Origin of the sequence: Streptomyces sp. NPDC050636 (assembly GCF_040654775.1) — a bacterium.
Lineage (GTDB): Bacteria > Actinomycetota > Actinomycetes > Streptomycetales > Streptomycetaceae > Streptomyces.
Map to the genome: position 1 here is coordinate 1 of NZ_JBFAIP010000076.1, position 20,163 is coordinate 20,163.

The 20,163-nt window shown below is 69.1% G+C and carries 21 protein-coding genes and 2 pseudogenes; 13 read left to right on the top strand and 10 right to left on the bottom strand.

The genetic code is table 11. The annotated features are described in order from the left end of the window. Positions 1-192 precede the first annotated feature (192 nt). Positions 193-453: pseudogene (locus AB0I10_RS32000) on the top strand (DUF899 family protein); the annotation flags it as partial. Between the two features lie 31 nt (positions 454-484). Here the strand turns inward: AB0I10_RS32000 and AB0I10_RS32005 are convergent. After that, the gene (locus tag AB0I10_RS32005) at positions 485-952 is read right to left on the bottom strand and encodes a hypothetical protein (protein WP_363156201.1); all 468 of its coding nucleotides are present in this window, start codon (positions 950-952) and stop codon (positions 485-487) included. 224 nt (positions 953-1,176) lie between these two features. Between AB0I10_RS32005 and AB0I10_RS32010 the strand changes: the two genes are divergently transcribed. The 3 genes and pseudogenes from AB0I10_RS32010 (at position 1,177) to AB0I10_RS32020 (ending at position 3,064) form a co-directional block, all read left to right on the top strand. Beyond that, positions 1,177-1,791, top strand: a complete 615-nt coding sequence (locus AB0I10_RS32010) for a TetR/AcrR family transcriptional regulator (RefSeq protein ID WP_363156173.1) — start codon at positions 1,177-1,179, stop codon at positions 1,789-1,791. Between the two features lie 174 nt (positions 1,792-1,965). Next, positions 1,966-2,172, top strand: a pseudogene (locus tag AB0I10_RS32015) (hypothetical protein); the annotation flags it as partial. Positions 2,173-2,410: 238 nt separating this feature from the next. Next, positions 2,411-3,064: a hypothetical protein gene (locus AB0I10_RS32020; RefSeq protein ID WP_363156174.1), complete on the top strand. Its 654-nt coding sequence runs from the start codon at positions 2,411-2,413 to the stop codon at positions 3,062-3,064. A 106-nt stretch (positions 3,065-3,170) separates the two neighbouring features. Here the strand turns inward: AB0I10_RS32020 and AB0I10_RS32025 are convergent, their stop codons facing one another. Beyond that, complete coding sequence (locus AB0I10_RS32025; protein ID WP_363156175.1) at positions 3,171-4,109, bottom strand: RimK family alpha-L-glutamate ligase; 939 nt, start codon at positions 4,107-4,109, stop codon at positions 3,171-3,173. Between the two features lie 216 nt (positions 4,110-4,325). Continuing rightward, on the bottom strand, positions 4,326-5,636 hold the full coding sequence (locus tag AB0I10_RS32030; RefSeq protein ID WP_363156176.1) for a helix-turn-helix domain-containing protein: 1,311 nt from the start codon (positions 5,634-5,636) through the stop codon (positions 4,326-4,328). A gap of 191 nt (positions 5,637-5,827) precedes the next feature. Here AB0I10_RS32030 and AB0I10_RS32035 point away from each other — a divergent pair, with 191 nt between their 5' ends. After that, positions 5,828-7,390 (top strand): hypothetical protein, encoded by a 1,563-nt coding sequence (locus AB0I10_RS32035; protein WP_363156177.1) that lies wholly within the window; start codon positions 5,828-5,830, stop codon positions 7,388-7,390. A 54-nt stretch (positions 7,391-7,444) separates the two neighbouring features. Here AB0I10_RS32035 and AB0I10_RS32040 read toward each other — a convergent pair whose 3' ends face one another. Together AB0I10_RS32040 and AB0I10_RS32045 are read right to left on the bottom strand one after the other, a co-directional pair. Continuing rightward, on the bottom strand, positions 7,445-7,633 hold the full coding sequence (locus AB0I10_RS32040) for a hypothetical protein (RefSeq protein WP_363156178.1): 189 nt from the start codon (positions 7,631-7,633) through the stop codon (positions 7,445-7,447). 144 nt (positions 7,634-7,777) lie between these two features. Beyond that, entirely contained in the window at positions 7,778-9,430 is a 1,653-nt protein-coding gene (locus tag AB0I10_RS32045) for a methyltransferase domain-containing protein (RefSeq protein WP_363156179.1), read from the bottom strand. Positions 9,431-9,908: 478 nt separating this feature from the next. Between AB0I10_RS32045 and AB0I10_RS32050 the strand changes: the two genes are divergently transcribed. The 4 genes from AB0I10_RS32050 to AB0I10_RS32065 all read left to right on the top strand — a co-directional run bounded on the left by AB0I10_RS32050 (position 9,909) and on the right by AB0I10_RS32065 (position 12,924). Next, positions 9,909-10,370, top strand: coding sequence for an alpha/beta hydrolase (locus AB0I10_RS32050; RefSeq protein ID WP_363156180.1), 462 nt, complete (start codon positions 9,909-9,911; stop codon positions 10,368-10,370). Positions 10,371-10,912: 542 nt separating this feature from the next. Next, positions 10,913-11,104, top strand: a complete 192-nt coding sequence (gene tgmA, locus AB0I10_RS32055; RefSeq protein WP_363156181.1) for a putative ATP-grasp-modified RiPP — start codon at positions 10,913-10,915, stop codon at positions 11,102-11,104. Positions 11,105-11,110: 6 nt separating this feature from the next. Then, a complete protein-coding gene (gene tgmB, locus AB0I10_RS32060) occupies positions 11,111-12,040 on the top strand; it encodes an ATP-grasp ribosomal peptide maturase (RefSeq protein ID WP_363156182.1) in 930 nt (309 codons plus the stop codon). A 212-nt stretch (positions 12,041-12,252) separates the two neighbouring features. Next, the gene (locus AB0I10_RS32065; RefSeq protein WP_363156183.1) at positions 12,253-12,924 is read left to right on the top strand and encodes a dihydrofolate reductase family protein; all 672 of its coding nucleotides are present in this window, start codon (positions 12,253-12,255) and stop codon (positions 12,922-12,924) included. A gap of 100 nt (positions 12,925-13,024) precedes the next feature. On the opposite strand, the gene AB0I10_RS32070 is transcribed toward AB0I10_RS32065, so the two are convergent. The 4 genes from AB0I10_RS32070 to AB0I10_RS32085 form a co-directional block, all read right to left on the bottom strand. Beyond that, the gene (locus tag AB0I10_RS32070) at positions 13,025-14,170 is read right to left on the bottom strand and encodes a DUF6596 domain-containing protein (RefSeq protein ID WP_363156202.1); all 1,146 of its coding nucleotides are present in this window, start codon (positions 14,168-14,170) and stop codon (positions 13,025-13,027) included. A gap of 15 nt (positions 14,171-14,185) precedes the next feature. Continuing rightward, positions 14,186-14,593 carry a YciI family protein gene (locus AB0I10_RS32075; protein ID WP_363156184.1) on the bottom strand — a complete coding sequence of 136 codons (408 nt, stop codon included), beginning with the start codon at positions 14,591-14,593 and terminating at the stop codon, positions 14,186-14,188. Between the two features lie 316 nt (positions 14,594-14,909). After that, a complete protein-coding gene (locus AB0I10_RS32080; RefSeq protein WP_363156185.1) occupies positions 14,910-15,314 on the bottom strand; it encodes a hypothetical protein in 405 nt (134 codons plus the stop codon). Between the two features lie 154 nt (positions 15,315-15,468). Beyond that, on the bottom strand, positions 15,469-16,602 hold the full coding sequence (locus AB0I10_RS32085; protein ID WP_363156186.1) for a haloacid dehalogenase-like hydrolase: 1,134 nt from the start codon (positions 16,600-16,602) through the stop codon (positions 15,469-15,471). A gap of 232 nt (positions 16,603-16,834) precedes the next feature. On the opposite strand from AB0I10_RS32085, the gene AB0I10_RS32090 reads away from it, so the two are divergent. From AB0I10_RS32090 to AB0I10_RS32105, 4 genes are all read left to right on the top strand, one after another. After that, positions 16,835-17,686, top strand: a complete 852-nt coding sequence (locus AB0I10_RS32090) for a helix-turn-helix domain-containing protein (RefSeq protein WP_363156187.1) — start codon at positions 16,835-16,837, stop codon at positions 17,684-17,686. Positions 17,687-17,691: 5 nt separating this feature from the next. Beyond that, positions 17,692-18,111: a VOC family protein gene (locus tag AB0I10_RS32095; RefSeq protein WP_363156188.1), complete on the top strand. Its 420-nt coding sequence runs from the start codon at positions 17,692-17,694 to the stop codon at positions 18,109-18,111. A gap of 109 nt (positions 18,112-18,220) precedes the next feature. Beyond that, positions 18,221-18,568 (top strand): VOC family protein, encoded by a 348-nt coding sequence (locus AB0I10_RS32100; protein ID WP_363156189.1) that lies wholly within the window; start codon positions 18,221-18,223, stop codon positions 18,566-18,568. 113 nt (positions 18,569-18,681) lie between these two features. After that, on the top strand, positions 18,682-19,422 hold the full coding sequence (locus AB0I10_RS32105) for an SDR family oxidoreductase (protein WP_363156190.1): 741 nt from the start codon (positions 18,682-18,684) through the stop codon (positions 19,420-19,422). A 223-nt stretch (positions 19,423-19,645) separates the two neighbouring features. On the opposite strand, the gene AB0I10_RS32110 is transcribed toward AB0I10_RS32105, so the two are convergent. Beyond that, a complete protein-coding gene (locus tag AB0I10_RS32110) occupies positions 19,646-20,110 on the bottom strand; it encodes a MarR family transcriptional regulator (protein WP_363156191.1) in 465 nt (154 codons plus the stop codon). Positions 20,111-20,163 lie beyond the last annotated feature (53 nt).

The following is a 20,163-nucleotide window of genomic DNA, read 5'->3' on the forward strand; positions in this document are numbered from 1 at the left end:
GGTTCCCCATGGTCAGGATGGCGACGCCTACGCGCAGATGACGCACAGATGAATGCTCCGTTCTTGGTGGCTCCCTGCGATGCTAGCCGCCAGGAGAGGCAGTCGCGGACGCGTCCCGTGCGGGCATTCAGGTGCGCCGCAACTGCGGTGCCGTCAGAGGCAGTTCCATGGCCTACGGGCGGAATCCTGTCGATGCTGGGCGGGCTGCTGACGCAGGCGCCCGGGGGGCCGTACATCTTCCTGGCCGAGGGGACGGACGAGGAGCAATTCCCGGTGGCCCACGTGTTCGTCCGCCGCAACGGCAGCATCCACCACTTCTGGAGCAGCGAGCTGGTGATGGTCCCTATGGAGCCGGGCCAGTACCCGCGTCACGTCGATTTCATGTGGCCGCTGTGGGGCATCCTCGACCGCACGCCGGGTGGTCGCGACGGCGACTGGATTCCCAGCCTTGAGTACCGCTGGGCATCCGGCGCCCCGCACGGGACTATCGGCTCGGGCTCGGCTGCTGGGCCCTGTGTGCATCGCGCAACAGGTCGGGCGCCAATCGGCGGTGCACCTTGGCCAGCGGTGGCCAGACGCGTGACGCCAGTGGGCGGTCGTAGCGGAGGAACGTGGCGAGCGACACGCGTTCGTCATCGGCCTGGACGACGAGGTGGCCGGCCAGGAACCAGGAACTGGCCTCCAGTCTGATCCAGTCGTCACCGTGGTCGGCGATCTTCCATCCGGCCACCCGGTCCGGTGACGCCATGAGCCGCAGGCCGAGCAGTACCCGCCAGATGAACTGCCCCTTGCGGCCCGCCATGTCTTCGAACAGGACACGGGCCCACTGCTCGGGTGACTTGCCTGGAACTCCGCCGGTCATGGTGAAGGCGTCGACGTAGTCGGGGCCGGTCATGGTGCTGAGGGCGCGGATCTGCTCGGGAACCGGCTGCTGTCGGCGGACGGCCGGCACGGTGGCCGTCCTCTCCTTCGAGCCACCCGGGCGTATGCCACGGCCTGTTCCTGGTTCGACGTTCATACGCCCTCCCGTTGAGTCGGTCTGCGTAGCTAGCGGCTTGGCATCGGATGTTAACCTACATGCATGTATGTATGTGAGTCGGTATGACGGCGGAGGGGAACCCGGCGGGCGCTCGCCGGACGCAGGCGGACCGGCGTGCCCGGACCAGGAGCGCACTGTTGGAGGCCGCGGCGCGGGGGCTGTCCAAGTACGGGTACGCCAATCTGGTGCTGGCGCGTGTGGCCGGCGAGGCGGGCTATACGCGTGGCGCCCTGTATCACCTGTTCGCCAACAAGGAAGACCTGGCGCTGGCGGTGGTGAGGTGGGTCGAAGAGACCTGGGATGCCGAGGTGGGCCGGCCCGCCGCTGCGGAGGCCGACCCTGTCGATGCGCTGATGACGATGGCGCGGGGCCATGCCGTCTACTGCCGCCGCGACGTGGCCGACGTCATGATGACCCTGAGAGTCGAGTTCGCCGGCCAGGACCATCCGGTCGGCCGGGCGATCACGGAAATCATCGACCGGCTCGAAACCGACTGCGCCGGCCTGATCGCTGCCGGACGCAGCAGCGGCGCGATCCCGCCCGGACCGCCGCCCGCCGAGATGGCATCGGCCTATCTCGGCATCGTAGAGGCGGTCGGGATCCAGCTCGCCGGACACGCTCCCTACGACGTCGAAATCGCCGACAGGGCCGTCCGAGGCCTACTCGGTCTGCCGCCCGGCTCGACCCGTTCCCGGAGCGTGGGAGCTTCAACGGCCGTGCACACAGCTACTCAGGTCCAGCACCCCTCGTGAACGGCACCGGGACCGCCGCCTGAAACCCGTATGCGCCGGCCCATGCGGTTCTGGGATCATGCCGGAATGGGGCAGAGTCTCGAATCACTGATTATCCGTCACACCCACCGCCTCCCCTGCCCCACAGGACCCGCCGGGGACGGCGGCGTCGCGGCGCGGCAGTTCGACGCCGCCCTGCGCGGCATCGTCGAGCGCGACTACCTGACGGTCCGGTACCTCGTCGACCTGATGGCCGGCGGCGCCACGGCCGTGACGCTGTGGGACGGCGAGAGCCTCCCGGACCGCCCGGTCACGTACATAGGCATGGGACGCCCGGAGGGACTGCACCCGGACTCCCGGATCCTCACGCCCGAAAATCTGCGCGAACTGATCCCCGCCTGACTGTTATCGTTGACCACGGCGAGGCCATGAAGGGGCTTCCTTCTCACACTCATTGAACTAGTCCCTTCGCTTTCCTCGCCCTCGACTTTGCATCAAGGTGTGCCGGCCGCACGCAGGCGCGATCAGAACTCGCCTGAGATCTCCACCACTTCCGGCTGCGGGAACGGCAGGACGTCCCACCCCAGCGGCCAACCTCGCGGGCTGCGCTCTTCGCTTGCCGCTCCGAGTCGGAAGCAGGATGAAAGGAAGCCGCACCATCGAGGCGAAAACGTATGTGGCGCCGATACGGCGGATCTGGTGGATGCGAGCAAACGGCACGGTGTTGTTCCCCGTCACAGCGCTGCTGGCCCTTTGCCTGGGTGCCAACTGCGTGGTCGTGGCCCAGGCTCAGCCGGCGGTCGCGAGCGGTTCGCTCCAGGGACCGGTGACGCCCCCGGCCCGTACGCCGGGGCCTGTCACACCCGCGACCGCGAACATCAGGATCACCGAGGGGCAGGTCGGCGAGGTCGAGCCTGGTGGGACCATCACTTACCCGAGCGTGACCAGCTGTCTGACGGTGACCGTCCGCCTCCGGGACGGCGGGAAAGTGGGCGCGCACGCCAGCCTGTTTCAGGTGCCGGGGGAGTACCGGTCGGATCGGATCCTGGCCGCGGTCAAGCAGCGGACCGGGGCGCGGGCGGTAAGCGCGGTGGAGGTCAGGGGCGCCGTCGGTGCTTGGGATCCGAGCTACTTCACCAAGGCGATTGAGAGTTACAGGGAGGGCGAGCAGGTTCCCGTACCCGCCGAGCCCGACCCGGACGGCCTGGCCAGGGTAGTGGCGGACGAACTCGGGGAGCCGCGGGGAAAGGTGACGGTCGAGGATCTGCCCGACGGCGACCAGACGGTGAACTGAGCCGAGCCGACCGTCGCGTACAGCCGAGGCCGGACGCGGATGTCTTCTGCGGTGAGGACGCGACCGGGCACGTCGCACGACAAGCGCTTCGACCGCCTTCGACCCCCTATTTGCCGCCGCACTCCGCCGGTGCGTCCAGGCGGCGGGTGATGCACTCGGTGATGGCGGGAACCACCGCCGTCATCTCCGGGCGCCATCCGGGGGCGGAGTTGACCTCGCAGATGGTGTAGGTGTCTGCGGAGGCGAACAGGAGATCCACGCCGGCGATGGCAAGTCCCACTGCGCGGGCGGCCGCGACGGCCAGGGCCTCTGCCTGCGGATAGCGGCCCAGGCACAGTGTGGCGGAGCCGCCCCGGGCGAGGTTCGAGGCCAGGGCGCCGTTGTGGGAGGTGCGCACCGCGGCGGCCACGGGTTCGCCGTCGATCACGATCACGCGCAGGTCGCGGCCGTGCGAGCGGTCCACGTACTGCTGGAAGAGGTGCGGTGTTTCCTGCGCGAGGGCGCCTGCCACATCGTGCAGCAGGCGTGTGTCGGGGGCGAGGAACACCTGCATGCCCTTGTAGCCGTTGACGGGTTTGACCACGCACGGTGCGTCGAGGTGGGGGGTCCGTACGACGCCTTCCAGGGGAGCGGTGGCGTACGAGAGTGTGTCAGGCACCGGCAGTCCGGCCAGGGCCAGTTCCTGCAGCTGCCAGATCTTGTTCCGGCACACGAGCTGTGCGTCCAGCGGGTTGAGGAGCGTGGCGCCCATACGCTCCAGATGCCGCAGGAGGGTCACCTCACGGTCGTGGCGCATCGAACCGGGCATCTGACGCACGCACACCACCTTCGGGGCGGGAACATCCGCGCCGCCCAGGGTCTGCAGGACCAACCGCCCGTCGCGGACGCCAAGGACAAGCTCATCGGTGTGCCAGACGGCAAATCGGGAACCGTGGCGCGCCTTGAGCGCGTCGGCCAGTTCGTTGGTCGAGCGCCGCAGGGGAGCCGGGTGTTCTCGCACCAGCATCCACACATCAGCAGGTGTCGGTAGCGCCGTGCGTGCCATACGTAGCCTCTCCCACCTCAGCATCAGGACCGGCGAGAATCCTATTCCCGGTCCGCTCCCCGCATGCCCGGTACGCGCTTTCGTCCCCAACGTCGCATGTGGGTTGCTGCCCTGGATGATCTGCCAACCGGACGCGAGGCTGGCTGATCTGAGGTAGCGCGTGCCCGTGCCACGGAGCGTCACGAGTGCCGTGTGGACGGGGGAGTGGAGTGCGCGTCAGCTCGCTGGGCTGCCGCCGTGCACCTGGCGATGCGTCAGTGCCCACCAGATCTCGGCGAGGTCGGCCGGGTCGCGCAGACTGGTGCCGGTGATCTCCTCGAAGCGCCGGAGCCGGTTGCGCAGGGTGTTGGGGTGCACGTAGAGGGTCCGCGCGGCGGCCTCCAGGCGCAGCCCCTGTCGTAGGTAGGCGGCCGCCGCGTCCTCCAACTGGGCGCCGTCCTCGCCCCGTTCGGCCAGCGGTGCCAGGCGCAGTCGCACCAGTTGCTCACCCACGGCCGGCATCGCCACCACCGTGGCCCGCAGACCCAGTTCCTCGCGGGTGAACGCCCCGACGAGCCCGCAGCCGACGGCGGCGCGGAGTGCCTGGGTGGCTCTGGTGAATTCCGTGGCGAGTCCGGACGCGGGCGCCGGGGCACCCAGTCCCACGACCAGCCCGCGGCACAGCCCGCCCGGTCGGCCGGCCAGCAGCCCGGCCGCATCCCCGTCCACGATCGTGACCAGGGGCTTTCCCGCGGTATCCAGGGCGAGCCAGGGGCGCAGCAGATCGACGGTGCGGGCGAGGACACCGTCACCGGAGTCGCGGACACCGTTACCGGAGCTGCCGCTGTGGGTGTGGGTGTGGGTGTGGTCGGGGACGTGCGAGGCCTGGGCGGGGTCGGGGGTGCGGCTTGGGCCACCGGGGTCGGGCGCGCCGGGCAGCCGTGCCCGGAAGGGGAGCCGTAGGGCGGTGCTCCGCTCGTATGCGTCGTTCGCCTCCACGGCATCCGTCTCGCCGAACAGCAGCGCGCGGACCAGCGCCGTCCGCCGGCGGTCCGCCACCGTGCCTCCCCGGCCGCCGGTCCGGCAACTGCGGACGATGTGCAGGGTGTTGGCGTCGGCCCAGATGCGGAGTGTCTCGGCGATCGGCAGCAGGTCCTCGGCGGTGCCGTGTCGAGCCGCGATCTCCTCGCCGAACCGCCGCCAGACGATGTCCGTGCCGATCCGGTACGCAGTGATGATGTCTTCGACGGGCAGTGAGCGGGCCATGGCCGTCACCTCGTCGAGATGTGTGGTGGGGATGTCGTACGCCGGGCCGCCGGTGCGCCCGGATCCCACCGGTGACCGGCGGCGCTTCTCGTCGGACCAGCGCCGCACCAGCGCCAGCCCGTTCCGCAGGGACGCCCTCACCCGCGGCCGGAGCTCGTCGGCCGACACCGCCGCGTAGGAAGGGAGTTGGTCGCGGAGGGCGTGGACGACCTCGTCGGTGAGGGTGTGGATTCCGGCGTGCAACGCGGCGACGGCCTCCGGCACGGTTGTGGAAGTCTCCACCCATCCCCTCCTGACTCGGTGTCTTTCCCCATGGCGAAAACGATCATTCGTCGCCATGCTACGAGCAAGCCGCCCGAACCCCTACAGATGTTCGATGTTGGACGACTCTTCCGCCGTCGTGTGGATCCGTCCGTCGTTCGGTACCCGGCCCCTGCAATCCCCTGGTCACCCCCACACCATCAAGGAATTCCATGGCCGTTTCCTGGCGCCGTATCGCGGTGCCCGCCGTCGCGGTCGGCGTACTCGTCCCCGCCGCCCTCGGCACCCACGCCCTGCTCTCGGACTCCGGGGACTCCGGCGCGCCCCCGGCCGGGATACGGGCCGCCGGGTCCGCGGACCCGGACAGTGTGCCGGACGGCAGCGCCGGGTCCTCCGGTCCGGAGGGCGGCGCCGTCGTCGCCCAACCCTCCCACGCACCCGCCGGTTCCGGCCGTTCGGTCCCCGTGCGGCTTTCGTCGTACGACACCCGCAACAGGCAGGCGGTGTTGAAACCGTCTGCCGGCAAGACCGTGCGCACGGGGGACGTCGTTGCCGCCGCGCCCAACCGGCACGCCCCGACGGGGGCGTTGTTCAAGGTGGGCAAGGTCACCGGGTCCCGTGGCGGCGAGGTCCGGGTGACCACGGTTCCCGCGACACTCTCGGAGCTGCTCGGCGATCAGAAGGTGGACCAGCGGGCGGCGTTGCGGGCCGGTGAACTCACCGTCAAGCCGCTCTCTTCCGGCGTCACCGTGCAGCATCCGCCCGCCGGACGCGACCCGGACAGCGGCGCCCCGGCGCCGTCCGGCAGCGCGAGCCCGCCGTCCGGCGACGCCGGTGCCGATGCCGGTGCTCCCACCGGCGGTGCCGGCCCGGACACGCCGACCGGGGGCTCGCCCAGCCCGTCGGCTTCCGCCTCCGGGGCGGCGCGCACCGAGCTCACCCGCCCCGGCGCCCGCGCGGCCGATGCCTCCCCGCGCGGCGATGTGCTGCCGCCCGATGCGGCGAAGACGCTCACCACCCTGCGGCTCGAGGTCAATGTGCCGCTGCCGAAGGGCGTGGAGGCGACCGGCAAGTCGCCGGCCCGGCTGTCCGGTGACGTGACGTTCCGGCCCGAGCTGATCTTCCAGTACGAGAAGCGGGGTGGGCTGAACCTGCTGCCGCAGCGCGCGGCCATCGGTCTCGGCGGCTCCTACGCCTATGACTGGCAGGTGCACGGCAAGGTGCGCGGCACCGCCGACACCGGGCAGGTCGCGGTGCCGCTGGCGGCGGTCACTGGCAGGCACGTCTTCTGGGTGGGCCCCGTCCCGGTCGTGGTCAGCACCGAGGTCACCTTCACCTACCGCTTCACCGCCGGTGGGCGCATCGTGCTCGACGCCGACCAGCGCACCTCCGGTTCGTTCGCCGTCGGTGCGCGGTACGACCGCGGGCACGGATGGCAGCCCCTGCACACGGCGCACCAGCAGACCAAGGGCGCAGCGCCCCGGGTGGAGGGCGCGGCCTCCGCGACGGCCAGCATCGGGGCGCACGCCCAGGTGTTCCTCTACGACACGGCAGGCGTCGGCGGCGATCTCTCCGTCCACCTCATCGGACGGGCCGCAGCAGCCACCGGCGGCGGCGCCCCGGCGTGGGCGCTCAGCGCGGGATACGACCTGAAGACCGAGCTGATGCTGCAACTGAAGATCTTCGGCATCCAGATCGCCGACCTCAGGACCACACCGTTCGCCCTGCATGACGAGCGCAAGCTCTTCGGCCGCGGAAAGCTGCCGCCTGCCTGAGCCGGTGGTCTGCCTGAGCCGGCGGTCTGCTGCCTCCTGTCTGAGCCACTGGCCTCAGATGCTCCGTCCGCCCGGGTGAGCCGTGTCTCGCCCGGGCGGCGCCGTGTTCAGGCGGGCGCACAGGCACCGGTCAGCACCCGGCTCGGCGAGCCGGCCGACGCGCTCCAGGCCGTCACCGAGGTCGTCGCGGGTCTCGACATCGGCGACGCCACGGTCCGTCCGTACGTCCGTCCTGGGGCGCATCGGGGAGGTACTGGGTGGGGCCGACCGCGCCCGCGCCACGCTCAACGCCCGCCGCCGGCAACTCCTCGCAGGATCCTCGCCGGTGGCCCGTCGCCGACACCGTTCCCGGCATCGGCGACGGCCTGGTGGCCGGTGGCAGGTTGCTCAGTCGTCGGCGCCGTGCCTGAAGTGGAAGATTCCCCAGGTGAGGTGCTTCTCGCGGCCACCGTCGATCCAGTGGCTGAGCCCTTTCTTCATCTGGGCGAGGTAGTCGTGGCTGATCTTTCTGGCCAGCCCTTCGGCCTCTTGGCGCTTGGTCTCCTCAAGGACCCGCGTGTAGTGGTTCACCAGCTGCTCGCGGTGCTCTTCGAAGCCACCGTCGACGGCGGTGAACCCGAGCCGGTTCAGCTCGCGTGTGTAGAAGCCGGGCGAACCCATGTCGTCCAGATGGATCCGGTCGAGAATCGGCTGCAGCACGTCGGTGGAGCCGCCGTCCGCCGCCGCCATCGGGTCGGTGAAGATGAGATGGCCGCCGGGCCGCAGTACCCGCGCGATCTCCTCAAGGACCTGGACCCGGTTCCCGCTGTGCAGGAAGGCGTCCTGGGACCAGATGACATCGACCTGGTCGTCCGGGTACGGGATGTCCTCGAAGGACCCGTCCACGACCTCGATCCTGTCGGTGAGCGCACGGGCCGAGTTCAGCTCTTTGTGGCGCTGGTTCTCCACCTCGCTGAGATTGAGTGCGAGGACCCGGCAGCCGTAGGTCTCTGCCAGGTACCGCGCCGAGCCACCGAATCCGGAACCGAGATCGAGCACCACGGAATCGCGGGTCAGTTCCAGCTTCGACGCCATCCGCTCGACGGTGCGCCGGCTGGCGTCCGCGATGGGCTCCACGGGGCTTTCGTAGAGGCCGATGTGAATGTCCTCGCCGCCCCACACCGTGGCATAGAAGGTGTCGGCGTCGGGCGAGTTGTAGTAGCTGCGGGCGGTGCCGACCGCGCCTTTGTACTGCGCCTCGTCCTCCATCCGGTACTCCTTCTCCGCCACATGCACGAAGAAGTCCGGCTGCTCACCCCGGTAGGTGTGCTGGAAGTCGCCATAGGTTTCGATGCGCTGGAAACCCACGTCGGTCATCAGCCGTCGGGTGTAGTCCTTCCGCAGTGGGAACATGTTGAGGTGGTACGTGGAGTTGTCCGGGAAGCTGTACCGCATACGGCACAGGCCCTCGTCGACATACTCCGGCTCCACGATGACATCCTCACCGCAGTAGTAGTACCTGTGCTTGCTCGTGAACCCGTCGTCCAGGATCGCATCGTAATTGCGCTGGTCCAGTACGAGAATTCCGTCGTGCTTGAGCATCGCGTAGAACTCAGCCAGTGCCTTGCGCCGGTCACGCTCCGAAAAGAGATGCGTGAAGGAGTTGCCCAGGCAGACGATGGCGTCGTACTCCCCGTGGACGTCTCTGTTGAGCCACCGCCAGTCCGCCTGCACGACCCGCAGGATGTGGCCTCCCTGCTTTGTGCCGTTCTCGAAGGCCCTCGCCAGCATGTCCGCGCTGCCGTCCGCGCTGACGGTTTCAAACCCGGCGGCGAGCAGCCGTACGGAGTGAAATCCGGTGCCCGTCGCGACGTCGAGCACACTCCTCACTCCCCACTTGCGGAGCAGGTCGATGAAGAAATTACCTTCGCTCTCCGCCCTCTTCTCCCAATCTATGAGCGAGTCCCATTTCTCGACAAAGCTGGGGACGTACTCCTCCGTGTAGTGCCCGGTTTCGCGTACTTCGACAGGGTTGTCGCCGAACTCTTGGGCCGGTTGCACGATGATGGGGATCCCTTCAGCCGTGGGGAATCATGCCCTGGCGCGGCAGCCCGGGAACGGCACAGGATCCAGGCCTCGGGGGCCGCGCGCTCTGAGCGCATCGCTATCCAGGATGCGATGTCTCATGCCCCAAAAGTTTGTATACGGAGACGGAGTCGAGGCGAATAGCTGCCTTGGCCAGCGCCTTTCCGGTCTCAAGATTCTTTGGGGCAGCAGAGATTACAGACACCTCAGGTATAGGGTAATCGCGGGCGAATCACCCCGTTGGCGACAGTCAGCCGCGACAGTCAGCCAAGAAGGAAAACCGCTCAGGAGTTTGTCCGGGCGATCTTGGGGCGTGGGCGAAAACCGCTTGCTGTGATCGTCTCGCGGTCATCGGAATGCGGCCACGCCTACCTTCTCCGCTCCCGATGGAACTGAACTGGCATTTCACGTGGTGGGTGAGGGCGAGCCGCTGCTCTGCCTGCCCGGTGGGCCCATGCGTGCCTCCATGTATCTGGGCAACCTCGGCGGGCTGTCGAGGCAACGCAAGCTCCTGATGCTCGATCTGCGTGGCACTGGTGACTCCGGCGCCCCTGCCGACTCGGCCACCTACCGCTGCGATCGGCAAGTCGCCGACGTCGAGGCCCTGCGCCGACACCTCGGCGCCGAGCAGACCAACGCGAGGGCCACCGAGATCTACGCGTCTTCCGGCGCCTTCGAACCCGCTGCCACTCGCGCCGCCATCGCCGCGTTGATCGCACCGGTGCTGATCCTGGCCGGTGAGCTGGACAGCGGTTCGGGTCCGGGCATCGCCACTGCCATTGCGAAGCTGTTCCCCCATGCGGAATTGACCGTTCAGCCGGGGGGAGGCCACTCCCCATGGCTCGACGCCCCCCTTTACTTCGTCCAGACCGTCGGCGCGTTCCTCGCCCTGGAACGGGACGGGGAAAGCATCTGAGTCGTCGATCCGCCGTGGGGAGGGGCGACTTGACCGACGGGTGGTGGGAGGCCGCGGCTCCGATCCGTGATCACCTTTGTGAGATGGCGTCATGGGGGCGATCTCCAGGACTTCCGAACCGCTGCGCCCCACGGGAATCTGATGCAACCTGCGAAAACCGTGCGCGCCATGCCGAAACCACCAGCAGCCGCACCTCGCGTCGGCACTCGCTCTGCGTGGTGTTCACACAACAGAGCATGAGCGTGGCGATAAGTGCGCCCGCGTGTACGCCCTCCTCGGAAGGCGCCGGTGAACCTGCTGTGCGCCCCATCGCGCCGTAACGGGAAGGGAATACGCGGCGTAGCGCTGCTCTCACGCTCAGGCGATACGCATCGGTCCGCAAATACGTTCTGTTGCCAAGTCCGTCAAGTGGATCGTGGGAAACGAGCAAAGGCGGCAACTATTGACCGAACAGTTGCGTCATCAGTGCAGAGTTATTCGGTGAAATGCCCTGTCCCTGAGCGTGGCATGGGGGCGGAACACGGGGTCTTGAAGGAGAAGGTATGCGACCGTTTGCGTTGAGCTACGCCCGTCCGGCGGTGAAGTCGGCGGCCGCCACTCCGTACACGTACGACGCCACGCGTCAACTCAATGTCCTGCCCGACGGGCGCGCGGCCACCAGCAGCCGGGCGGTCCTGCTGGCCACCGGCACCACCGCTTCCACCGCCGGCTCCAAGACCCACTTCGACGACTGAACGCCGATGACCGTTCTGGTGCTCAGCTGCGAGGAAGACCTGACCGCGGACATGGTCGTCGCCATCCTGCACGACCTCGGTGTCCCGCTCGTCCGCCTCGACCCAGCCGACCTGCCCGGAAGGGTCGACCTCTCCGCGGACTACGTCAGCAACGGCTTCCACGGCTACCTCAAGACGGACGAACGCATGGTGAGCCTGAGCAGGCTGCGTTCGGTGTGGGTCCGCCGGCCCGGCACACCGGGTGCCCACGCAGAGGAGCGGTCGACCTGGCTCACCACGGAGTCCGAGCAGGCGCTCTACGGCATCCTCACCTCTACCCGGGCTCGCTGGATGAACCACCCCGCGGCGGCCGGACAGGCCCGCTACAAGCCCTGGCAGCTCCATATCGCCCAGCAGAGCGGCTTCACCGTGCCCGCCACGCTGATCACCACGTTCCCCGCCGTCGCGCGGCAGTTCGCCGCCACGTACCAGGACCTCGTGGTCAAGTCGGTCTCCGGGAAGCACCCCGGTGACCCCCCGATGGTGCTTCCCACCACCCGGATCAGCCCCGACACGGACTTCAGCGCGGTCGCGGCCGGCCCGACCCTGCTCCAGCAGCACGTCCGCAAGCAGGCCGACATCCGGCTGACCTGTGTCGGCGGCCGCCTCTTCGCCGCCCGTAAGGAAGCCGACCCCGACGAGGTGGACAGCCGCTTCACGGAGAACGGCTCCTGGAAGCCCGCCGAGGTCCCCGACCTCGTCCGCCGGTCGGTGGACGCGTATATGACCTCCACTCAACTCGCCTACGGAGCATTCGACTTCGCCGAGGACCGCAACGGGACCTGGTGGTTCCTCGAATGCAACCAGGGCGGCCAGTTCGGCTTCATCCAGCTCGACACCGACCAGCCCATCGCCCAGGCGATCGCCGCCTGGCTGGCAGCAGACCCTCTCGCCTGAGGCCCCGGCAGGAGCCGCCGGCGCTCAGCACATACGGTGCGCATGCTTGCTCGGTCGTCTTCGTCACACTGCGTGACACCCCTCGTGGCTCCTCCTCACGCATGCCCCGCCGACGAGGCCGTGAGACGCTGATCTGGGAGCGATGAGTTTGCCGCGCCGGCCGAGTCTGACCAGGTGTACGCCTTCCACCACCTCCTCGACAGGAGAAGAAGATGAGCAAGCTGGTCGTATCGGCTTTCGTGTCCCTGGACGGTGTCATGCAGGCCCCCGGTGGACCGAACGAGGACCACGAGGGCGGCTTCGAGCACGGTGGCTGGTCGGTCCCTTACTTCGGCGAGGACATGGGCCCCATCATGGTCGAGCAGTTCGCCGGGATGGAGTCCCTGCTGCTGGGGCGCAAGACCTACGAGATCTTCGCCGCCCACTGGCCGCACATCACCGACGAGAACGACCCGGTGGCCACGAAGCTCAACGACATGCCCAAGTACGTGGCCTCGCGAACCCTGGACAAGGTGGAGTGGAACAACTCGCACCTGCTCCAAGGTGACATCGCCGAGGCCGTCGCCGAGCTCAAGCAGCGCTCCGGCGGCGAGATCAACGTCCAGGGCAGCAGCAACCTGATCGAGACCCTGCAGCAGCACGATCTTGTCGACGAGTACCGGCTGCTGATCGAGCCGGTGGTGCTCGGCAACGGCAAGCGGCTCTTCTCCGAGGGGGCCGCGCCTGCCGCGTTCAAGCTCACCGGTGCACTGCCGACCAGCACCGGGGTCGTGTACTGCACGTATCAACGGGCGGGCAAACCCGGCTACGGATCGTTCGACCTGGAGAACTATTCGGAGAAGGCGCGAGAGGTCAAGATCGTCGACGAGGCCGCATCGAAATAACGCAGTGTGAACATCGGCCGCCGAACCGTCGAAGATGTTGAGGCGACCGCTCTGGCCACGGGGCCGCTCCAAGTGCTGCGGGGAAATCGAGCGCGACCCGTCAGCGCCACCGGCGGGCGTTGAGCCGGGCGGCCTGGCGCGTCAGGTGGTCGCGCTCGGCGAGGTTGGGTGCCTTTTGGGCCGCCTCGGCGTACAGCCGTGCCGCCGTCGCCAGGTCGCCGTCGCGCTCGTGGAGGTACGCCGCCACCGCGGCGTGGCGGGGCAGGGATTCGTCCAGCGCCGCGAGTGCCGCCAGGCCGGCGCGCGGTCCGTCGGCCTCGCCGACGGCCACCGCGCGGTTGAGCCGGACGACCGGGCTGTCGGTCAGGAGCGCGAGCTCGTCGTACCACTCGACGATCTGCACCCAGTCAGTTTCCTCGGCGGTGGGCGCGTCAGCGTGGAGTGCCGCGATGGCGGCCTGGGCCTGGAACTCGCCCAGCCGGTCGCGGGCGAGGGCCGCCTGCAGGATCTCGACGCCCTCGGCGATCGACTCGGTGTCCCACCGGCCGCGGTCCTGCTCGGCGAGCGGCACCAGGCCGCCGTCGGGCGCGGTCCGGGCGGCGCGCCGGGCGTGGTGGAGCAGCATGAGGGCGAGCAGCCCCGCCACCTCGGGGTGGTCGATCGCGGCCGCGAGCTGCCGGGTGAGCCGGATGGCCTCGGCGGCGAGGTCGACGTCGCCGGAGTAGCCCTCGTTGAAGACCAGGTAGAGGACGCGCAGCACGGTGGCGACGTCGCCGGGCTGGTCGAAGCGGACGCCGGACACGGTGCGCTTGGCCCGGCTGATGCGCTGCGCCATGGTCGCCTCGGGCACCAGGTAGGCCTGGGCGATCTGGCGGGTGGTCAGCCCGCCGACGGCGCGCAGCGTGAGCGCGACCGCGGACGACGGCGTCAGTGACGGGTGGGCGCACAGGAAGTAGAGCTGGAGCGTGTCGTCCGCGGAAGGTGTGGGCCCGGGGGCGGGTTGTTCGTCCACGAGGTCCTCGCGCCGGCGGCGGGCGGCGTCCGCCCGGGTCGCGTCGAGGAACTTGCGCCAGGCCACGGTGACCAGCCAGCCCTTCGGGTCCCGCGGCTGATCGGCCGGCCAGACGCGGACCGCCTCGACCAGCGCGTCCTGCACGGCGTCCTCGGCCGCCGCGAAGTCGGCTCCGCGGCGGACGAGGATCCCGAGCACGCTCGGCGTGAGGCTCCGGAGCAGGGCCTCGTTCACCTCAGAGGTCACTCGTCACTCCGTGATGGTGGGCGGCGCGGTCAGGAACGGGCGCAGCTCCAGCCACTCGTGGATCGGCTTCCCGCCCGCCCCAGGGGCGGCCGACAGTTCCCCGGCCAGCTCGACGGCGCGCTCGTAGCTGTCGACGTCGATCACCATCCAGCCGGCGATGAGGTCCTTGGTCTCGGCGAAGGGGCCGTCGGTGACCGGCGGGCGACCCTCGCCGTCGTACCGGACGAACGTCCCCTCGGGGGCGAGTGCCTGACCGTCGACGAACTCGCCGGTCCCCTCCAGCCGGGTCGCGAAGTCCTGCATGTACTGCACGTGGGCCGAGATCTCCTCCGGCGTCCACTGGTCCATGGGCACGTCGTTGACCGCAGCCGGAGCGCCGCGGTAGTGCTTGAGCAGCAAGTACTTGGCCATCGTGTTTCTCCTCGGTGCTGGTACGACCCATTGTGGTCGCGTTCACTGCTGGGACGGAGCCAGTCACGGGTTCTCGACATCGCCGTCCGAATTCTTTTTGGCTCTCGCAGATGGGCCTGGGTGAGCCGTCTCGCGGTGTCCGGGTCCACGGCGTGGCGCGAAGGCGAGACGGAGCGAGGCCTTCCAAGATCAGCAGAGACCGAGCAACCGAATCAAGGAAGGCCTCGCGTGCGTCGCGGTGCGTGTGGTCCTGGCGCGTCGTGGTGCGCTCGGACCGATGCGTTGTGCGGCGTGGAGGGCATGCACATCCTCGGCTCTACGAAGAGCCCCTTTCGGACTCGTCCGAAGCGCTGGCAGCAGCAGATCCCAACGCGGTCTCAGATGAGACCGCTTTTTGCGCGCTCGGCTTCGATGAGTTCTTCGGTGAGTTCCTCTGATCCAGTGTGAACTCAGGCTCGTAGAGGGCGTCGTAGTCGTTCACGCTGAGGGGCGGACCGAGTTCGGTGAGCCGGGTGCACAGAAGAGAGAACGCGATTCGTTCATCGGGCTCGTCATGATATTGGGCCTGGTCAGCGGCGCATGCTTCGACCAGGGTGCTGCCCGCCATGGCCCTGTACGAGAATTCGGTGTCGAGTTCGATGACGGGCGAGGGGCGGTCTGCCGGTTCGTCTGGGTGCAGCCAGTAGCCGATCCAGCCCTTTCCGCCTTCTGCCTCGGACATGGTCCCTCTTCATCGATCGATGCAAGATGATCGGAAGACTCTGACGGCGTGCCCGGACGAGCGGCCAGCAGTACGTCGACACCCCGAGGTGCAGGACCTCGGGCACCCCAAAACGCCCCGAGTGGGAACCGGTTACCGACCCACCCGACAGACGCTAGCGAATCTGCTCGGGCGTGACGGTCAGCCACTTCTTGTCGGCCGTCACCCGCTGCCCCAGCTCCTTCTGCCGCTTCGCATTGGCCTTCTTCATCGCGTCGAGTTCCTTCATGTAGCTCTCCTTGCGGTTCACCCAGATCCGTGCACCGCCGTGCGCCACGTCCGCGGAGTGGAACAGCATCGGCCCATCGCTCTTCGGGGTGTCGCCGGCGGCAAGGACCGGCTTCTTCCACTCGTCGATGTACGTGTTGATGGCGGCCGGCTTGCCCTCGTACCAGGTGAGCGGCGCCCACAGCTTGGGCGTCAGCTCCCGCTTGGTGAGCGCCTTCTGCGCCTTCGGATCGAAGCGCCCCTCGGCGATCTCCTTGCGCGAGCTGGTGACGTCGCCGGTCTTCCGGTCCTTGAGCAGCATGGAGACGCCGATGACGTTCTCCGGCTTCACGTCGTAGCCGTACTTGGGGTCGGACAGGACCATCCGCACCAGGTCCTCGCTCGCCGCACTGACGACATACACGTCGATGCCGTGCGAGCGCAGAATCCGGTACAACTCCTGCATCCCGGTGAAGAACTCGGGCGCCTTGACCTCTGTCTTGGTCAGCTTCCCGTCCTCGTAGTACTCGGCGGGTATCGCCTTCCCGTACGCGAGCAGCTCATCGACGTACGTCTTCAGCTCCTTCAAGGTGAAGCCGGAGAAGATCTGCGCGGCCCACGGGTAGCAGACCTGGTCGTCGACCTCGCACAGCCGGTTGTAGTAGCTGTAGAGGCTCTCCTTGTGGGTGGCCGTGTCCTTGAACGGGATGACCTTCAGGGAGGGGTCCATGGACTCCCGGGTCAATGCGCCCTTCATCTCAAGGAAGGGGAGAAGCGCCTCTTCGAGGTCGTTGCGGTAGGTGGTGTTGTCCGCGTCGAAGACGGCATACGCACCCTTGTGGTCGTTCTCGGCGATGACCTTGCCGAGCTTCTTCGCTACCGGTGCGGGCCAGTGCTTCAGCTCCTTGGCGACGGAGCGCGAGGACGCGCCCACGGCGGAGGCGTCACTGCCCGGCCACAGAGCACTGCCCGCGACCACCGCGGCCGTGAGCACCCCCGCCGCGCCGAAGACCGCAAGCTTGCCGTTGCCGCGTACGTTCACGTCTGTCCATCCCTGCTGAGCAAGTCCTACGGTGATCAGCCCCGTGCGGGGCGGCGCGCCATGTTAGCGGGCGGGCCTGGGATTTCCCATGAGCGAAGTCACGGTGAGTGAGGGGCATGAGGCAGGGGGTCCTGGGTAGCAGCGCTTGCCGTAGTGAGGGGCGTTAGGGCGCCGGGAAGCCCCGAAACGCAGTGCCGCACATACTGTCCCTGTGGCCCCGAAGCAGGAGTTCGTGAGAACCAGCCCCCCGCCGGGAGGCGTGGTCTCCGCGGTCGGCTACCACGCTGAACGGCCCGGCCACGCGGCAGCGCGCCCCCTCCACCGCGGCCTCCCCTCCCCCTACCTCACCCTGATCTTCTCCCTGGACGGCCCCGTCACAAGCGGCCTCACCTCGGCCCAGGCAAGGGGCCCCGACGCCATCCGCACGGACATCGTCGTGGGCGGCCTGCACCAGAGCCCCGCGTATGTCGTACAGCCCGAGCGTGAGTCCGGCATCCAGCTGGCCGTGCACCCGCTGGCCGCCCGCGCCCTCCTCGGACTCCCGGCCGCCGAGCTGACCGGACAGCTGGTCACGTCCGGCTCGGATGTGCTCGGCCGACGCGCGGCCGAACTGCGCGAGCAGCTGGTCGAGTTGACGGAGTGGGACGCGCGGTTCGCCGCCCTTGCCGGGTACCTGAAGGAACAGCTCGCGACCCACGACGACCGGCCACCGCCACGCCCCGAGGTCACCGAGGCCTGGACGTGGCTGGCCCGGCACCGCGGCGCGGGCACCCTGCGCGGCCTCTCGGCCCATGTCGCGCTGAGCGAGCGCCGCCTGAGCACGCTCTTCCGCGCGGAGACCGGCGTGACCCCCAAGCAGGCGGCCCGCCTGATGCGCTTCGAGCACGCCAAGGCCGCCATCGTCCGCGCAACCGCCGTGGGCCCCCGCCCCGACCTGGCCCGCGTCGCGGCGGACTGCGGCTACTACGACCACTCGCACCTCGTACGCGACTTCCGCCAGTACACGGGCGCGAGCCCCAGCACATGGCTGGCCGAAGAGTGCCGGAATATCCAAGCCGGCGGCCACCTCAACGGCGCAGGCTGAACCCCATGAACACACAGAACACCCCCACGCAGACACGCACCCCCGACGTCTGGCCCACTCTCCAGGCCCACGACGCCGCCGCCCTCATCGACTTCCTCGTCGGCACGGTCGGCTTCCTGCGCACGGCCGTGTACGAGGACGGCGGCCGCGTCGCCCACGCTCAGTTGGACTGGCCCGAGGGCGGAGCCGTGATGCTCGGCTCCTACGACCCCGCCGCCGACTGGTGCCTGAAGCCGGGCACCTTCGGCGCGTACGTCGTCACCGACCACGTGGACGAGCTGTACGCCCGGCTCACCAAGGCGGGCACGCAGGTCGTCCGCGAGATCGAGGACCAGCCGTACGGCAGCCGGGAGTTCGCCATCGCCGACCCCGAGGGCAACCAGTGGTCCTTCGGCACCTACCGCGGCGAACCCCGCCCGAACTGACCGCAGCCGGCCAACCTCATCCCGCAATCCCGCAATCCCGCAATCCCGCAATCCCGCAATCCCGCAATCCCGCAATCCCGATTCCCGCAATCCCGCACCGGAGCCGCTCATGTCCGTCCGCCGTGTCGTCCCCAACATCCCGTCGGAAGCCGTGCGGGAGAGCTGCGACTTCTACGGTCTCCTGGGCTTCGAGGAGGTCATGAACCACGGCTGGATCATCACGCTCGCCTCACCGTCGAACCCGACGGCGCAAGTCAGCTTCATGACGAGCGACAAGACCGCGCCGGTCGCGCCCGACCTGAGTGTGGAGGTGGACGACGTGGACGCGGCCTACGCGGCCGTGCGGGGGAGCGGTGCCGAGATCGTCCACCCCTTGCAGGACGAGGAGTGGGGAGTGCGCAGGTTCCTGGTCCGCGACCCCAACGGCCAGGTGGTCAACGTACTGGCCCACCGCTGACGCCCTGCGCTGCCGCCACTCCTAAGCGGCGGCGGCCCGCCTCGCGTCGCTCGTGGAGGTGGCTGGTGCCGCCGGTGCTCGGTCTGCTGAAGGCCGTGGCAGGATCCGTCGGCATGAGGCTTGAACACGCGGATCGGCCCGTCGCCCTGGTCAGCGGGTCCACGTCGGGGATCGGGGAGGCCGTCGCGCGGAGGCTGGCGGCGGACGGGATGCGGGTCGTCGTGCACTCGCGGCGCAGTGCGGAGGCTGGGGAGGCGCTGGCGGCGGAGCTCGGCGGGGCGTACCTGCGGGCGGATCTGGCGGTGGAGGAGGAGGCCCGGGGGCTGGTCGAGGCGGCGCTCGGCCGGTACGGGCGGCTCGACGTGCTGGTGAACAACGCGGGCATCAGCTGGCCGATCCCGCACGACGACCTGGCCGCGGCGACACCCGCGGACTGGCGGCAGCTGCTGGAGGTCAACCTGATCGCGCCATGGGTGCTCTGCACGGCGGCACTTCCGGCACTGCGCCAATCCCCCGCGGGCGGCAGCATCGTGAACGTCACCAGCCACGCCGGGGTGCGCCCCAAGGGCTCGTCGGTGCCGTACGCGGCGAGCAAGGCCGCGCTGAATCACGTGACCCGGCTGCTCGCGGCCGCGCTCGGGCCCGAGGTGCGGGTCAACGCGGTGGCACCGGGGCTGGTGGACACGCCGATGACGAAGGACTGGGCGCAGGCGCACGAACTGTGGCGGGATCGCGCGCCCATGCGCCGCCCGGCCCAGCCCGCCGACGTGGCCGACCTGGTGGCGTCGGTGATCGCCAGCACCTATCTCACCGGCGAGGTCATCGTGCTTGACGGGGGGCTGAATCTGACTTGAGAAGCCATCCGCTGACAACAGGCTTGTCCGGTCGGACGACCTGGGCGCCAACTGACTGGAGCGAGCCCGTTCCAGCACCCGCCCAGGTGGTCGACGGCGAGGGGGCTCCGCCGGTGGTCTGCGGGCCGCGCCGCCGGAACGGCTTCCGGGGGGAGGGGCGGGCTTCCGGGGCGACGGGCCTCCGGAGCTGCCGAGGCGTGCCGCCCTGTCGCCTCGCCGCCGGTCAGGCCGTCTCGTCGGGGTGGAGGCGTCCCAGCAGCTCGTAAAGGCTGCGGCGGCCCTCGTCGTCGAGACGGGCGAAAGCCGCCGAGGTGCCCCGCATGTCGGCGCGGACGAGTCGGACGGCCTCCCTGCCCTCTTCTGTGGCGACCACGTTCTTGATGCGTCGATCGCCCGGGTCGAGGTGTCGGGAGACCAGTCCCCGTGACTCCAGCCGGTCGACGAGCCCGGTGATGTTGGACGCGTCGCAGGCGAGCAGGCCCGCGAGGGCGCGCATGGGCGTCGGTTGCCTCAGCAGGATGAGCATCTTGGCCTGCGCCATGGTGAGCCCGTGTGTCGCGGCCGCCGCGGCCAGGTCGCGGTAGTAGCTGGCAGCGGCGCGCGCCAGGCGCTCCATGAGCGCGTCGGGGGCGGGGACGGCGCCCTGTGGGGTCGAGGGGCTGGCGTGCGGCGCGGGGATGGCTGGCATGGCTCCAGTGTAGGTGAAACTCAATGTTTGACATCATCAACCATTGAGGTTTA